Raw genomic sequence first — 14054 nt, 5'->3', positions numbered from 1 at the left:
AGGGAGAACGGGATATGCCGAAATTGATCGATCTGATCCAGGCGGGCCGCAAGGTCGAACGGCACCATCCATGGCCGCGCGCAGTGGTGGACGGCGATGCCTGGCGCTCCGCCGCCGGCGCCCTCGCCGATGGCGGCTTGAGCCTGCTCGGGCTATGGGGCGAAGCATCGTGCGTGCATATGGCCATCCTCGACGACCGCACCTCCGACATCGGCGTGATCAGCCTGGATTGCCCCGATCGCCAATTCCCGTCGGTCGCGGCCTATCATCCGCCGGCGCTTCGATTGGAGCGCACCGTCCACGACCTGTTCGGGCTTCAGGCCGCGGGCACGCCGGATCCCCGTCCCTGGCTCGATCATGGCCGATGGCAAATGCGTTTCCCGCTGGGCGAACGTCTCGATGCGTCACCGGATGCGGCGCCTTATCGATTCCTTCCGGCCGAAGGCGACAGCCTGCATCAGATCGCGGTCGGCCCCGTGCACGCCGGCATCATCGAGCCCGGACATTTCCGCTTTACGGCGAGCGGCGAGACCGTGGTCCGCCTGGAGCAGCGGCTCGGCTACACCCATAAGGGCATCGAAGGGCTGATGGCGGGGAGCACCGTCGAGCAGGCCGCGCGGCTCGCCGGCCGGGTCTCCGGCGACAGTACGGTCGCCTATGGACTGGCATTCGCGCAAGCCGTCGAGGCCGCGCAGCAGATTGCCGTGCCGCCCCGCGCGCTCTTGCTGCGTGCGCTGATGGCCGAGCTCGAGCGACTGGCCAATCACCTCGGTGACATCGGAGCGATCTGCAACGATGCGTCATTTGCGCTGATGCAGGCACATTGCGCCGTGCTGCGCGAGGGCGTGCTGCGCGCTGCCGACGCTGCATTCGGCCACCGCCTGATGCGCGACCTAGTCGTTCCCGGCGGCGTCGCGCGCGACATCGCCAGCGACGGACCCAACGCCATCCGGGCCGCGCTCGACCAGATCCGCCGGCATTTCCCTGCGCTGGTCGAACTCTACGACAACACCGCCTCGTTGCAGGATCGCACCGTCACGACCGGCATCGTTACCCCGGCGCTCGCCCGGCAATTCGCAGCCGGTGGCTATGTCGGGCGCGCAAGCGGCCGCAACTATGACGCCCGACGCAGGCCCGGCTATCGCCCCTATGATGGTCTGCGTTTCGACGTCCCCGTTCTCAGCGATGGCGACGTCAACGCCCGCGTCTGGATCCGGATCCGGGAAGTCGAGCAGAGCCTTGCGCTGACGGACCAGATCCTCATCGGCCTCGAAGCCGGCCCCGTCAGAGTGTCGCTGCAAGGTGCGACCGAAGCCTCCGAAGGCATGGCGGTGGTTGAAGGCTTCCGGGGCGACATTCTGACCTGGCTACGCCTCAACGGAGATCGGATCGAGCGATGTCATCTGCGCGATCCGTCGTGGTTTCAGTGGCCCCTGCTCGAGGCAGCGATCGAAGGCAACATCGTGGCGGACTTCCCACTCTGCAACAAGTCGTTCAACTGCTCCTATTCGGGGCAGGACCTCTGAGGACCACAGGCGATGCGCAAACTTTTGTTCCAGGGCCTGTTTCGCCAGCCATTGACCGAGCAAGCGCCGCGTCCGGACGACGCTGCGCTCGCGGAGCTCGGGGCAATGGTCGGCCGCACCGCAAGACGACGCCTCGGCCGCAGCCTCTCGATCCGCGAGGTCGATGCGGGCTCGTGCAACGGATGCGAGCTGGAAATTCACGCGCTAAGCAATCCGTATTACGATGTCGAACGGTTTGGAATCCGGTTCGTCGCCTCACCGCGTCATGCCGATGTTCTGCTCGTTACAGGCCCCGTCACCAAGAACATGCGCGAAGCGCTGGAGCGCACCTACCATGCGACCCCAGATCCCAAATGGGTCGTCGCAGTAGGCGATTGCGCCAGGGATGGCGGATGTTTTGCCGGCAGCTATGCGGTGGTTGGCGGGGTCTCGGCGGTTGTCCCTGTCGATCTCCATATTCCAGGCTGCCCTCCTTCGCCGATGGCCATTCTGCGTGGCCTCATCGGCTTGCTCGAGGCTGTGGACGCCGACGTCGCGGCAAAATGAGAGCATGCAGAGAGACGCGTTAGCGACCTGCGCCCGCCCGGTGGTGGCAGTTGCTAACCGCTGTCGCGCAGCACCAGCTCGAAGCCGAGATCGATGCGGCGCTCGCCGCCGCGCTCCAGCATCAGCGTCGCCGCGGTGCGGCCGATCGCATCGCCATGCACGCTGATCGTGCTCAATGTCGGCGAGATCAGCTGGCCCATTTCGAGATCGCCGAGGCCGATCACGGCGACCGGCTGCGCCGATGCAGGCCCGTCGCGCAGCAGGCCGGCCTTGCGCAGCCCCGACATGAAGCCGATCGCATGCGCATCGTTGGCGGCGAACACCGCGTCAACATCGGGCAGGCGTGCATGCGCCGCCACGCTGCCGGAGTCCTTGCGGTCGAGGATCAGCCGGCGCGGCTCAGCGAGACCGCTTGCCAGCGCCTCGTCCCTGAAGCCGAACCAGCGCCGCGTGCCGCGCGGATCGTCGCCGCCGATGAAGGCGAGCTGCTTGCGCCCCTGCGCAACCAGATGCTTCGCGACAGCGACGCCGGCCTGGTAATTGTCGAAGCCCGCGACCGCATCGATCGGGTTGGCCGGCAGATCCCAGGTCTCGACGATCGGAATCCGCGCATTGCGCAGCAGGCGGCTGCCCTCCTCGGTCGCCGGCGAGCCGACCATGATGATCGCCTCCGGCCGCCGCGACAGCAGCGCCGCCAGCACGCGATCCTCGCGCACCGCGTCGTAGCGCGACTGCGCCAGGATCACGGAGAAGCCGAGCGGCTCGAGCTTGTCGGACAGGCCCTGCACCGTGTCGGCGAAGATCGAGTTGGCGATGGTCGGCACCAGCACGCCGACCGAATTGGTCCGTGCACTCGCCAGCGCGCCTGCCACCAGGTTCGGGACATAGCCAAGGTCGCGCATCGCCCGCTCGACCCGCGCCCGGGTCTCGGGGGCGACGAGGTCAGGCATCCGCACCACCCGGCTTACCGTGATCGAGGAGACGCCGGCGCGCTTGGCCACCTCTGAAAGGGTGGGCGCGGCACCGGACGGGCCGGTCCGGGGTTCGGTCAGGTCGGAGCTCATGGGCCGGACCCTGCACGATTCCGGGTTGCCAAGCCATGATGTTAGCGCTAGCATCGCGTCATGTTAGCGCTAACATAGAACAAAATGGGAGAAACGGCATGATTTCAGACGAGCAGGCCCAGGCCTACAAGCGCGACGGGGTGATCGTGGTCCCCGAGGTGCTGAACCAGGAGACGCTCGGCAAGGTCCGCACGGTGCTCGCAGAGCTGGTGGCCGGCGCCGCCGCTGTGAGCGAGCACACCGACGTCTACGACCTCGAGCCGGGCCATACACCGGAGACCCCGCGCGTCCGCCGCATCAAGGCGCCGCACAAGGTGCACCCGATCTTCGACGAGATCATCCGCAGCCCGGCCGTGATCTCGATCCTGACCAAGCTGATCGGCCCCGGGCTCCGGCTGCACGGCTCAAAACTCAACATGAAGTCGGCGCAATACGGCTCGCCGGTCGAGTGGCATCAGGACTGGGCGTTCTATCCGCACACCAATGACGACATCCTCGCGATCGGCGTGCTGCTCGACGATTGCGATATCGAAAACGGCCCGATGCTGGTGACGCCGGGATCGCACACCGGCAGCACGATGTGGGATCATCACGGCGAGGACGGCTGCTTCGCCGGCCTGATCGATCCGGACCAGATCCAGGACGACATCAAGCGCGCGGTCCCATGCATGGGCAAGGCCGGCAGCATGTCGTTCCACCACGTGCGTGCGCTGCACGGCTCGGCGACCAACACATCAAACCGGCCGCGCAACCTGCTGCTCTATGAAGTGGCCGCCAGCGACGCCTGGCCGCTGATGGGCGTGAAGGACTTCGACGAGTTCAACAGCCGCCTGCTGGCGGGCCCGCCGGTGGTCGCACCGCGGCTGACCGACGTGCCGGTGCGGATGCCGCTGCCGCCGGCCAAACGGCAGGGATCAATCTACGAGACCCAGTCGGCGGCGAAGAAATCCTACTTCACGCGCGCCGCCTGAGACTGACGACAATGCCCGCGGCAAGCCGCGGGCATTGCTGCTTTCAAGACATAAAAATCAAGACAACGGGGAAACGAATGACCGAGATGGCAAGAGAGGGTGCCAGCACATCGCGCCTGCGTGTGATCCTGGCCGCAAGCATCGGCTCCGCGCTCGAATGGTACGACTTCTTCCTCTACGGCACCGCGGCCGCGCTGGTGTTCGGCGAGCTGTTCTTTCCAAAGAGCGATCCGGTGGTCGGCACGCTGCTGTCGTTCCTGACCTTCGGCGTCGGCTTCGTGGTGCGGCCGTTCGGCGGCCTGCTGTTCGGTATCCTCGGCGATCGCTATGGCCGCAAGCCGGTGCTGGTCGCAACACTGTTGATGATCGGCATCGGCACCACCGCGATCGGCTTCCTGCCGACTTATGCGCAGATCGGCGTTTGGGCGCCGATCCTCCTGGTCGCGATGCGCGTGATCCAGGGCCTCGGTGCCGGCGCCGAGTATGGCGGCGCGGTGATCTATCTGGTCGAGAACGCGCCGCCGAAGCATCGCGGCTTCTGGGGCGGCTTCGCGCCGCTCGGCGTCTCCGTCGGCAATCTGCTCGCCGCCGCGGCCTTCGCGCTGGTGACGATGCTGCCGCGCGAGGCCCTGATGAGCTGGGGCTGGCGGCTGCCTTTCCTGGCAAGCTTCCTCCTGATCGTCGTCGGCATCTTCGTCCGCATGCGGATCACCGAGACGCCGGTCTACACCCAGGCGGTGGTCGCGCGCGGCAAGGTCGAGAGCAACCCGGCGATGGAGGCGTTGCGCCGGCACCCGCGCAACTTCTTCGTCGTGCTCGGCGCCCGGATGGCCGAGAACGGGCTCGGCTATTTCTTCCCGGTGTTTGGCCTGAGCTACATCATCACCACGCTCGGCGTGCCGAAAGCGGAGGCGCTCAGCGCGCTGATGCTGGCCTTCACGGTGGAGCTGTTTGCGATCCTCGGCTTTGCGGCCTTGTCGGACCGGATCGGACGGCGGCCCGTCTACATGTTCGGCGCGCTGGCCGGCGTGGCGCTTTCCTTCCCGTTCTTCTGGATGGTCGGCACCAGGGAATGGGTCATGATCGCGCTCGCCTTCATCCTGGCGCGCGCCGTGGTGACGGCAGCGATGTTCGGACCGCAGGCGGCGTATTTTGCCGAACTGTTCCCGCCGCAACGCCGCTTCGCCGGCTTTGCCTTCGCGCGCGAGCTCGGCTCGCTGCTGTCGGGCGGCCCGGCACCGTTCGTCGCGACCGCGCTGGTGGCAACTTACGGCACCTGGTGGCCGGTCGCCTGCTACGCGATGTTCCTGTCGGCCTGTACGGTGGTTGCGATCTGGATCGGGCCGGAGACCTATCAGGAGAACATCGCCGAGGACGCGAGCGAGCACGCCGAGCTGCCCGCAGCGATCCCGGCGCGGGCCTGATCGGTGGCGCAGCAGCTGCGCGTCCTGCAGTCGCTTTGGGCGATGGAGCGACGGCTGGCCGATGAGGGCGAATGGCCGCTGCAAACCCAGCTCGCGATGATCCGCGATGCCGGGTTTGACGGCGCCGGCGTGCGCTTCATCGATCCTGCCTTCGCGCGCGAGGTGACGGGCTTCCTTCGCGCCCATGGCATGATCTGGCAGGCGCAGTGCTATCCGAAGAGCGTCGACGACCTGAAGCCGGTGCTCGAGCTGGTGGCGCAGCTCGGCGCCGATCACGTCAACCTGCAGCCGGACATCCGGCCGCGCCGGCTTGCCAGTTGCATTCCCCTGCTCGAGGGCTGGCGGCGCCTGGCCGCGGAGGCCAGCGTTGCCGTGCATGTCGAGACCCATCGCGACCGCATGACGACCGACCTGCTCTTCATGCTCGATCTGCTCGACTGCTTTCCCGATCTGCGGCTGACCGCCGATCTCTCGCATTATCTGGTCGGACGAGAGTTCGCCTGGCCGGTCGACGACGTCAATCATGCGATGATCCATCGCATCCTCGACAATGCCTGGGGTATCCACGGCCGCATCGCGAGCCGCGAGCAGGTGCAGATTTCGCTCGGCTTTCCGCAGCACCAGGGCTGGGTGTCGCTGTTCATGGACTGGTGGGACTACGGCATCCGTTCCTGGCGCAAGCGCGCCGGGCCCGATGCGACCCTGACCTTTCTGTGCGAGCTCGGTCCCCCGCCCTATGCCATCACCGGACCCGACGGCAGGGAATTGTCCGACCGCTGGCAGGACGCGCTGGTCATGAAGGACATGATCCGCGCGCTATGGGACCGCATCGCGAACGAGCCGCACGGCACACCATCGAGTTGATCCAGAGAAGCTGCAGCGGCATGCTACGGCGAAGCGCCACTCAGAACGCCGCGAAGCCCCTATGCGCGACCATCGGCCCCTTCGTCTTCGACGCCTCGCATGCGTCGTTGTCTTGGCTATTGCGGCCTTCCCGCAGACGAGGGCCGCCGCGGCATACGTGACGCTTGATGTCGCCGCCATGTCGCGTGTTGCGGCCATCGACCCGCGCTTCCAGTCCTACAACATCGAGATGGTCGAGGTGACCGGCGGACGATTCTGGAAGCCCTATGCCGTCGCCGCTCGGCCGGGGGCGAAGCCGGAACGGTTCGCGGCGCGCACGCCGATCGATCTGCACGACGGCAGGCTACGCAAGCTCGCAGCGGCACTCGCTCCCGCCTACCTTCGTGTGAGCGGGACCTGGGCCAACAGCACGTTCTTTGCCGATTCCGGCGCACCGCCGGCTGCACCGCCGGCCGGCTTCAACGGGTGTGCTGACGCGACAGCGGTGGCAGGGCGTGATCGACTTTTCGCACGCCGTCGACGCTCCCATCGTCACGTCCTTTGCGATCAGCGCCGGCACGCGTGGCGCTGAAGGCCGATGGACCTCCGAACAGGCCCGGCAGCTTCTCGCTTTCACGAAATCGACCGGCGGTCAGATCGCCGCAGCCGAATTCATGAACGAGCCCGATCTGCCGGCCATCGGCGGCGCCCCCGAGCATTACGATGCCGCAGCTTACGGCCGCGACTTTGCAACCTTCCGCGCATTCATGAAAGACGCCGCAGCCGACGTGACGATCCTCGGCCCAGGCACGATCGGCACCGGCGCGAATGCTCAAGCGCGCTTCGCGGTTTCGGCACAAGGCATCGACGTGGTCTCCTACCATCATTATGGCGCGCTCTCGGCGCGATGTTCCGGGGATCGCACGGCAAGACAGGCATTGTCAGACCAATGGCTGGCACGAACCGGCAAGACACTCGCCTTCTACCGGGCACTGCGCGACCAGCTTGCACCGGGCAAGCCGATCTGGCTGACCGAGACCGCGGAGACCGCGTGCGGCGGCAATCGCTGGGCCGCGACCTTCACCGATACGTTCCGCTACCTCGAGCAGCTCGGGCTGCTCGCCAAGGCGGGCGTTCAGGTAGTGATGCACAACACGCTTGCGGCGAGCGACTACGGGCTGCTCGACGAGCAAACCCATCTACCGCGGCCGAACTACTGGGCCGCGCTGCTATGGCGACGGCTGATGGGAACCACCGTGCTCGATGCCGGCATCGGTGAGCAATCGGGTCTCCACGTCTATGCGCATTGCGCGCGCGATATGCCTGATGGAATAGCCCTGCTTATCATCAACAATGATCGGCGAATGCGGCGCGAGCTGACGCTGCCGGGCCCATCGCAACGCTACACATTGGCAAGCAAGCAGCCTGTCGACGGCAATGTCCAGCTCAATGGCAGCACGCTTGTGCTTGGGCCTTCCGACCAGATGCCCGCCCTGAATGGCGAGCCGGCCCCGGCGGGAGCAATCGTTTTCGCTCCCGCAACGATCACGTTCCTGACCATTGCCAATGCGGGCAACACCAACTGCCGGTAACGACCCGACCGCGCCTACGCCGCGTCGCGGCTGACGTCGGAAGATTCCGCCGGGCGCGCCACCAGATGACCCAGCATGATGGCGGTCATCAACCGCTCCATCTCAAGCCACGCGGTGACATGCGACATGGTCGGCCGGCCACCGAGCGCGAGCTGATTGACGTCGTCGACCGCGGTCAATCCGCGCGGATAGAACTCGCGGAAGATCACGCGCTCGGCCAAGCCGTCGACCAGGCGGAAATTCAGCGTCTTCGATAGTTCGTTGAGGGCTTCGCCGACCAGCCGCTTGTTGCGGGAACCGATCGTCGAGAGGCGGTTGCGCAGCACCACCCACTCGAATGCCGGCTGATCCTGCGCGCGGCGCTCGCGCCGCGCTTCCTCCACCATCTTCGAATAATGGCTGATGCCGGTCACCTTGAAGTCGTTCGGATCGACGGTGCCGAGCACGTCGAAGTCGAGGAAGCTGTCGTTCAGCGGCGTAATCAGCGTGTTCGCCAGCGAATGCGTGAATGTCGTCAGATAGGTGTCGTGGCCGGGGCAGTCGATGACGACGAAATCGTGCGACCGGCCGAGCCGCTCGACGATCTCGGCAAGCGCGCTACGGCCGAGCGTCTCGACCTCACTGCTTCTGCCGCTGACCGTCTCGAAGCACATATGCGCGGGGATACCGAGATCCAGCGAGGTTTCCCGCGCCCAATCCCGCCGGTTATCGACGTAGTGCGTCAGCGACTTCTGCTTATGGTCGAGATCGATGGTGGCGACACGCTGACCCGCCTTGATCAGCGCGATGGCGACGTGCATGGCAATTGTCGACTTGCCCGAGCCGCCCTTGTTATTTCCGACAACTATTACTCGTGCGTTTGTCATGGGAATCCATACCGGACGCTTGAGTGAAAGCAGGATGAAATAGCATTTAATGAATGGATTCGAATCTCCCTGATTCGACGAATCTCGACAAGAGTCGTCGTACGGTCGTTGTGATCGAAATTGATGCGGCTGCGACAACATTGTCACAACCGCAATCCGAGCACGTATCGTGAACGCAGCGAGCGCCGCTGGGACTAGCGCCCCGGGGACGAGCGCCGCTGCGACTAGCGTCCCTGGAACACCGCGGCGCGGCGCTCGACGAACGACTTGATGCCCTCGGCCGCATCGGCCGTGTTGAGCACGCGTTCGCGGATCTGCGGGATGATCGCAATTGCCGCCTGCTCGCCGGCTTCGATGAACTTGCGGCCCGCCTCTTTCGTCACCTGGATTCCAAGCGGCGCGTTGCGCGCGATGATCTCCGCAAGCGCCATCGCGCGCTCGATCTGCTGACCTGCCGGCACGACTTCCTGCACGAGGCCGATCCGATGCGCTTCCGCGGCACTGAACTCGTCGCACAGCAAGAGGTGATACATCGCATCACCCCACCCGGCGCGGCTGATGTAGCGGAAATGCGCACCGGCCAGCGGCGCGATGCCGCGCTTGGCTTCCATCTGGCAGAACCGGCTGTCGTCCGCGGCAACGACGATATCACCGGCCAGCATCATCTCGATGCCGACGGTGAACACGATGCCCTGCACCGCCGTAATGATCGGCTTCCGGCACCGCTTCGACAATCCAAAGGGATCGACGTTGCCCTCCGGCAGCGGCTTGCGGCTCGCCGTCGGGCCGAAGAATTTCGGCATGTCGAGACCCGCGGTGAAACTGCCGCCGGCGGCACACAGCACGCCGACCCAGAGCCCGTCATCATTGTCGAGCAGCGTCAGCGCGTCGGACAGCTCAGCCATCATCTCCGGGCTGAAGGCGTTCTTCTTCGCCGGATTGTCGATGATGATCTTCAGGATGTGATCATGCCGCTCGTGGCGGACCCGCCCTTCGCTCGCGCTGCCGGACATCTGTTCCTCCCTGCTTTGTGACTGAAAACTTTCTGGATGATGGTTGTCATCTAGATGCATGATGGTCATAATCCAGATGGAGAGTCAAACAGGGGTTGAGCGAAATGGGCCATTCCCAGGCCGACAAGGCCAGGAGCCGTGAGCGCATTCTGAACGAGGCTGCGACGCAGATCCGCGACAAGGGGCTCGACGCGCTCAGCATCGGAAGCCTGATGCAGCAGGTGAAGCTGACCCATGGCGGCTTCTATGGCCACTTCGCCTCGCGTTCCGACCTGATCGCCGCGGCGCTGGAACAGGCGCTGACCCTGGGTGAGGCGTCGGCGCGCGCATCGCGCGGTCCCGACAAGCCGGTCAGCGTCAGCTCCCTGGTGCGAAGCTATCTCAGCCGCAGCCATCGCGACCAGCCGAAGTCGGGCTGCGCGATCGGCGCGCTGGTCTCCGATGTCGGCCGCGCCGACGAGCAGTGCCGCGCGGTGATGGAACCGCACATCGAATCCTTCATCGCCAAGGTCGCCGAGACGTTCGGCGACGCTGACGACAGCGGCGCAATCGTCGCGGTGAGCGCGATGGTCGGCGCACTCGCGATCTCGCGCGTCATCACCGATCCGAAGCGGTCCGATGCCATTCTGCGCACGGTGCGCGATGCCATCGTCGCGATGGCGTCCGACGAATGATTTCGCCCGCGCCGCGGGCACCTTGATGGAGTGAGCCATGAACGACCGATCCGCCCTCGAGCCGACCGCTGTGCAGGGAAGCGTGCTGATTGCCGGCGTCGGCGCATCCAATGGCCTCGGCGCCGCGATCGCGCGCCGCTTTGCCGCCGGCGGCTATCCCGTCGCGATCGCCGGGCGCAACGCCGAGAAGCTCGCCGCGACCGCGGCCGAACTCGCAGCGACTGGCGCCAGGGTCACCCATGTCGTCGGCGATGCCTCAAGTGCCGCGGATGTCGCCCGCTTCGTCGAGGCTGCCGTGAAGCTCGCGCCGCTGGCGATGGCCGTGCACAATGCAGGGTCCAACCGGCCGGCGCCGTTTCTGAAGGTCACCGAGCAGCGCTTCGAGGAGCACTGGCGTGAGCACGCGCTCGGCGGATTCCAGCTCGCGCAGGCAGCGATCCCGGCCCTGCTTGCGCGCGGCGGAGGCACACTGGTGTTCACCGGCGCCAGCGGCTCGTTGCGCGGCAAGGCCAACTACTCGCCATTCGCCTCCGCGAAGGCCGCGCTGCGCGCGCTGGCGCAGAGCGTGGCGCGGGAATTCGGGCCGCAGGGCATTCATGTCGGCCATGTCGTGGTCGACGGCGGCATCGAGGGCGATCGCCTGCTGAGCATGCGTCCGCAATTGAAGGACGACCGCGGGCCGGACGGGCTGCTCAACATCGCAGCCATCGCGGATGCCTATTGGGTGCTGCATCACCAGCATCGCAGCGCATGGACGCTGGAGCTCGACCTGCGGCCATGGGCGGAGACATTCTGACGGCCCGGCGCCGTCGTCGTTCTCCAGAGGAAATGGGTTGCGATCCGGCGAAATCTTGTCAGGCTGTGCGACAAGGTCCGAGGAGATCGCAGCCCTATCCCGGGAGAAGGCCATGTCGCAGCCCACGCCGATCCTGCATCATTTCGATCAATCGCCGTTCTCCGAGAAAATCCGCATCATCTTCGGATTCAAGAAGGTCGCCTGGAACTCGGTACGGATTTCCCGGATCATGCCGAGGCCGGATCTGATGCCGATGACCGGCGGCTATCGCCGTACGCCGACGATGCAGATCGGCGCGGACATCTATTGCGACACCCAGATCATCATCCGCGAGCTGGAGCGGCGCTATCCGACGCCGACGCTGTTTCCCGCGGGCAATGCCGGGATGCCTTGGGCGCTCGGCATGTGGACCGACCGGCCGTTCTTCCAAAACACGGTCACCCTCGCGTTCGGCTTCATCGGCGACAAGGTCCCGCAGGATTTCATCGAGGATCGCGAGAAGCTGCGCGGCGCCAAGTTCGATGTCGCCGCCATGGCCGCGGCGCTGCCGCAGATGCGCGACCAGTTCCGCGCCAATGTCGACTGGATCGAGGCGCAACTCGGCGACGGCCGACAGTGGCTGTTCGGCGAGTTCAGCCTCGCCGACGTCAGCGCCTACATGAACGTGTGGTACGCACGGCAGAGCGTCGCCACGATCGACGAGATCGTGAAGCCCCTGCCGCGCGTTGCGGCCTGGGAGCAGCGCGTCCGCGCCATCGGCCACGGCACACGCACCGAGATGTCGTCGGCCGACGCGCTCGAGATCGCGGCGAAGGCGCGGCCGGAGTCGCCTGTTTTCGACGACCCTTTGGATCCGAACGGTCGCAAGCCCGGCGACATCGTCAGCGTGATGCCGGACGACTACGGCAAGATCCCGGTCCGCGGCGAGATCGTCTCGCTGTCCGCACAGCACATCGCGATCCGCCGCTCCGACGAACCCACAGGCGAGGTCGTGGTGCATTTCCCGCGGGCCGGCTTCCTGGTCATTCCGGGCTGATCGCCGCAGCCTCGGCCGCAGGCCGGATACAAGCGACCTGGAAACGCTGCGTTTCGCAGCGTGACCTTGCCGGCCGGCGAACAGGCAATACCTCCACTGTATCTCCAACCGAAGGCTCCACAGCGCAGGCTTGCGGACATCCCCGCAGCAATACGACCTTTCGGCCTGCGTGCGATGGGTGGCCCGTGGCGGATGCTCCGCCACGCCGACAACTGGACTGACTGATGACGACCTCTCTCGAATTCGGGCTCGACACATTCGGCGACGTCACCAAGGACGCCGCCGGCGCGCCGCTGCCCCACGCCCAGGTGATCCGCAACGTCGTCGACGAGGCGGTGCTGGCCGATCAACTCGGGATCGATTTCATCGGGCTTGGCGAGCACCACCGGGCCGACTTTGCGATCTCCTCCCCGGAGACCGTGCTGGCGGCCGTCGCCGCGCGCACCAACAATATCCGCCTCGGCTCGGCGGTGACCGTGCTGAGCTCGGACGATCCGATCCGCGTCTTCCAGCGCTTCGCGACCGTCGACGCGGTCTCGAACGGCCGCGCCGAGGTGATCCTCGGCCGCGGCTCGTTCACCGAATCGTTCCCGCTGTTCGGCTTCGACCTCAGGCAATACAGCGAGCTGTTCGAGGAGAAGCTCGACCTGTTCACCGAGCTCCTGAAGCAGGAGCCGGTGAGCTGGGAGGGCAAGCTGCGGCCGCCGCTCAACGGCCAGTCGGTCTATCCGCCGGTCGAGCACGGCCGGCTGAAGACGTGGATCGGTGTCGGCGGCAGCCCGGAATCGGTGGTGCGCGCGGCGCATTACGACCTGCCGCTGATGCTCGCGATCATTGGCGGCGATCCCAAGCGCTTTGCGCCTTATGTCGACCTGCACCAGCGCGCCTACCAGCAGTTCGGCCGGACGCCGAAGCCGATCGGCGTGCATTCGCCGGGCTACGTTGCCGAGACCGACGCGCAAGCTCGGGAAGAGCTGTGGCCCGACTACAAGGTCATGCGTGACCGGATCGGCAAGGAGCGCGGCTGGCCGCCGATGAGCCGCGACGAGTTCGTGGCTGAGGCCGAACACGGCTCGCTCTATGTCGGCGGGCCGGAAACCGTCGCCCGCAAGATCGCGGCGACCGTGAAGGCGCTCGGCGCTGCGCGCTTCCAGCTGAAATATTCGGCGGGCCCGATGCCGCATGAGAAGCTGATGAAGAGCATCGAGCTCTATGGCCGCAAGGTGGTGCCGATGGTGCGCGACATGCTCGCCGCCTGATCGGCGAGAGCGAGCATCCAAAGCAAAACCCCCGGCGTTTTGGCGCCGGGGGCAAATTAGAGATAGACCATGCGAAGCCCGGCTGCCCGAGACAATCGGATCAGTCCCAATCCTGACTCAGAGATCAGGCCTAGCGGTGTGGTACGTGAACGGGTCCGCCGCCCATCCTCGGCCGTGCCGCTCCAGCCAGCCCGCTGCCACCAACTTTCGACACGTTGGATTGACGCGCTGTATGGAACCTCCCTTGCCGAAGAGCCGCTCGGCAAGTTGGCGCTCGGTAAGACCTGGCTGTTCGCGGATTATACGAATTATTTGTTGGGCTACCGTCATCGGGTCGCCAAACGATCCATCGGTGGGCGGGTAAGCATTAATGAACAGAATATGACATCGTACGAAAAAATGGCGCTCTTGTGAGAGTTGCGGCGTGGCCCAACAAAGCAAAAC

Annotated in this window: 14 protein-coding genes; 11 read left to right on the top strand and 3 right to left on the bottom strand. The window is 65.8% G+C overall.

Going from position 1 to position 14054, the window contains the following annotated elements:
- Window positions 1-14 precede the first annotated feature (14 nt).
- Together ACVIGB_RS45120 and ACVIGB_RS45115 are read left to right on the top strand one after the other, a co-directional pair.
- Window positions 15-1526: a hydrogenase large subunit gene (locus tag ACVIGB_RS45120; protein WP_456724420.1), complete on the top strand. Its 1512-nt coding sequence runs from the start codon at window positions 15-17 to the stop codon at window positions 1524-1526.
- Window positions 1527-1538: 12 nt separating this feature from the next.
- Window positions 1539-2072: an NADH-quinone oxidoreductase subunit B family protein gene (locus ACVIGB_RS45115; RefSeq protein ID WP_456724421.1), complete on the top strand. Its 534-nt coding sequence runs from the start codon at window positions 1539-1541 to the stop codon at window positions 2070-2072.
- A gap of 53 nt (window positions 2073-2125) precedes the next feature.
- Here the strand turns inward: ACVIGB_RS45115 and ACVIGB_RS45110 are convergent, their stop codons facing one another.
- Entirely contained in the window at window positions 2126-3136 is a 1011-nt protein-coding gene (locus ACVIGB_RS45110) for a LacI family DNA-binding transcriptional regulator (protein ID WP_456724422.1), read from the bottom strand.
- Window positions 3137-3234: 98 nt separating this feature from the next.
- Between ACVIGB_RS45110 and ACVIGB_RS45105 the strand changes: the two genes are divergently transcribed.
- The 5 genes from ACVIGB_RS45105 to ACVIGB_RS45085 all read left to right on the top strand — a co-directional run bounded on the left by ACVIGB_RS45105 (window position 3235) and on the right by ACVIGB_RS45085 (window position 7966).
- Entirely contained in the window at window positions 3235-4107 is an 873-nt protein-coding gene (locus ACVIGB_RS45105; RefSeq protein ID WP_092124830.1) for a phytanoyl-CoA dioxygenase family protein, read from the top strand.
- A gap of 77 nt (window positions 4108-4184) precedes the next feature.
- Window positions 4185-5531 (top strand): MFS transporter, encoded by a 1347-nt coding sequence (locus ACVIGB_RS45100; RefSeq protein WP_456724423.1) that lies wholly within the window; start codon window positions 4185-4187, stop codon window positions 5529-5531.
- A 3-nt stretch (window positions 5532-5534) separates the two neighbouring features.
- Window positions 5535-6395: a sugar phosphate isomerase/epimerase gene (locus ACVIGB_RS45095; RefSeq protein ID WP_456724424.1), complete on the top strand. Its 861-nt coding sequence runs from the start codon at window positions 5535-5537 to the stop codon at window positions 6393-6395.
- 178 nt (window positions 6396-6573) lie between these two features.
- On the top strand, window positions 6574-6966 hold the full coding sequence (locus tag ACVIGB_RS45090) for a hypothetical protein (protein ID WP_456749340.1): 393 nt from the start codon (window positions 6574-6576) through the stop codon (window positions 6964-6966).
- The gene (locus ACVIGB_RS45085) at window positions 6890-7966 is read left to right on the top strand and encodes a hypothetical protein (RefSeq protein WP_456749339.1); all 1077 of its coding nucleotides are present in this window, start codon (window positions 6890-6892) and stop codon (window positions 7964-7966) included. Before ACVIGB_RS45090 ends, ACVIGB_RS45085 begins: the two co-directional genes overlap by 77 nt.
- Before the next feature lie 14 nt (window positions 7967-7980).
- Here the strand turns inward: ACVIGB_RS45085 and ACVIGB_RS45080 are convergent, their stop codons facing one another.
- Window positions 7981-8832, bottom strand: coding sequence for a division plane positioning ATPase MipZ (locus ACVIGB_RS45080; RefSeq protein ID WP_456724426.1), 852 nt, complete (start codon window positions 8830-8832; stop codon window positions 7981-7983).
- Between the two features lie 224 nt (window positions 8833-9056).
- A complete protein-coding gene (locus tag ACVIGB_RS45075; protein WP_456724427.1) occupies window positions 9057-9845 on the bottom strand; it encodes a crotonase/enoyl-CoA hydratase family protein in 789 nt (262 codons plus the stop codon).
- Window positions 9846-9949: 104 nt separating this feature from the next.
- Between ACVIGB_RS45075 and ACVIGB_RS45070 the strand changes: the two genes are divergently transcribed.
- The 4 genes from ACVIGB_RS45070 (at window position 9950) to ACVIGB_RS45055 (ending at window position 13610) form a co-directional block, all read left to right on the top strand.
- Window positions 9950-10519 (top strand): TetR/AcrR family transcriptional regulator, encoded by a 570-nt coding sequence (locus ACVIGB_RS45070; RefSeq protein WP_456724428.1) that lies wholly within the window; start codon window positions 9950-9952, stop codon window positions 10517-10519.
- A gap of 37 nt (window positions 10520-10556) precedes the next feature.
- Window positions 10557-11315 (top strand): SDR family NAD(P)-dependent oxidoreductase, encoded by a 759-nt coding sequence (locus ACVIGB_RS45065; RefSeq protein ID WP_456724429.1) that lies wholly within the window; start codon window positions 10557-10559, stop codon window positions 11313-11315.
- A gap of 112 nt (window positions 11316-11427) precedes the next feature.
- A complete protein-coding gene (locus ACVIGB_RS45060) occupies window positions 11428-12351 on the top strand; it encodes a glutathione S-transferase family protein (RefSeq protein WP_456724430.1) in 924 nt (307 codons plus the stop codon).
- 224 nt (window positions 12352-12575) lie between these two features.
- Window positions 12576-13610: an LLM class flavin-dependent oxidoreductase gene (locus ACVIGB_RS45055; RefSeq protein WP_456724431.1), complete on the top strand. Its 1035-nt coding sequence runs from the start codon at window positions 12576-12578 to the stop codon at window positions 13608-13610.
- Window positions 13611-14054: the final 444 nt, after the last annotated feature.

This window comes from Bradyrhizobium sp. USDA 4341, assembly GCF_054063755.1.
This window is presented reverse-complemented; position numbering and strand designations above follow the sequence as displayed.

Bases quoted from the DNA above. Each gene is read 5' to 3' on its own strand.
- ACVIGB_RS45120 (WP_456724420.1), top strand. From the start codon at position 15: ATGCCGAAATTGATCGATCTGATCCAGGCGGGCCGCAAGGTCGAACGG.
- ACVIGB_RS45115 (WP_456724421.1), top strand. From the start codon at position 1,539: ATGCGCAAACTTTTGTTCCAGGGCCTGTTTCGCCAGCCATTGACCGAG.
- ACVIGB_RS45110 (WP_456724422.1), bottom strand. From the start codon at position 3,136: ATGAGCTCCGACCTGACCGAACCCCGGACCGGCCCGTCCGGTGCCGCG.
- ACVIGB_RS45105 (WP_092124830.1), top strand. From the start codon at position 3,235: ATGATTTCAGACGAGCAGGCCCAGGCCTACAAGCGCGACGGGGTGATC.
- ACVIGB_RS45100 (WP_456724423.1), top strand. From the start codon at position 4,185: ATGACCGAGATGGCAAGAGAGGGTGCCAGCACATCGCGCCTGCGTGTG.
- ACVIGB_RS45090 (WP_456749340.1), top strand. From the start codon at position 6,574: ATGTCGCGTGTTGCGGCCATCGACCCGCGCTTCCAGTCCTACAACATC.
- ACVIGB_RS45080 (WP_456724426.1), bottom strand. From the start codon at position 8,832: ATGACAAACGCACGAGTAATAGTTGTCGGAAATAACAAGGGCGGCTCG.
- ACVIGB_RS45075 (WP_456724427.1), bottom strand. From the start codon at position 9,845: ATGTCCGGCAGCGCGAGCGAAGGGCGGGTCCGCCACGAGCGGCATGAT.
- ACVIGB_RS45070 (WP_456724428.1), top strand. From the start codon at position 9,950: ATGGGCCATTCCCAGGCCGACAAGGCCAGGAGCCGTGAGCGCATTCTG.
- ACVIGB_RS45065 (WP_456724429.1), top strand. From the start codon at position 10,557: ATGAACGACCGATCCGCCCTCGAGCCGACCGCTGTGCAGGGAAGCGTG.
- ACVIGB_RS45060 (WP_456724430.1), top strand. From the start codon at position 11,428: ATGTCGCAGCCCACGCCGATCCTGCATCATTTCGATCAATCGCCGTTC.
- ACVIGB_RS45055 (WP_456724431.1), top strand. From the start codon at position 12,576: ATGACGACCTCTCTCGAATTCGGGCTCGACACATTCGGCGACGTCACC.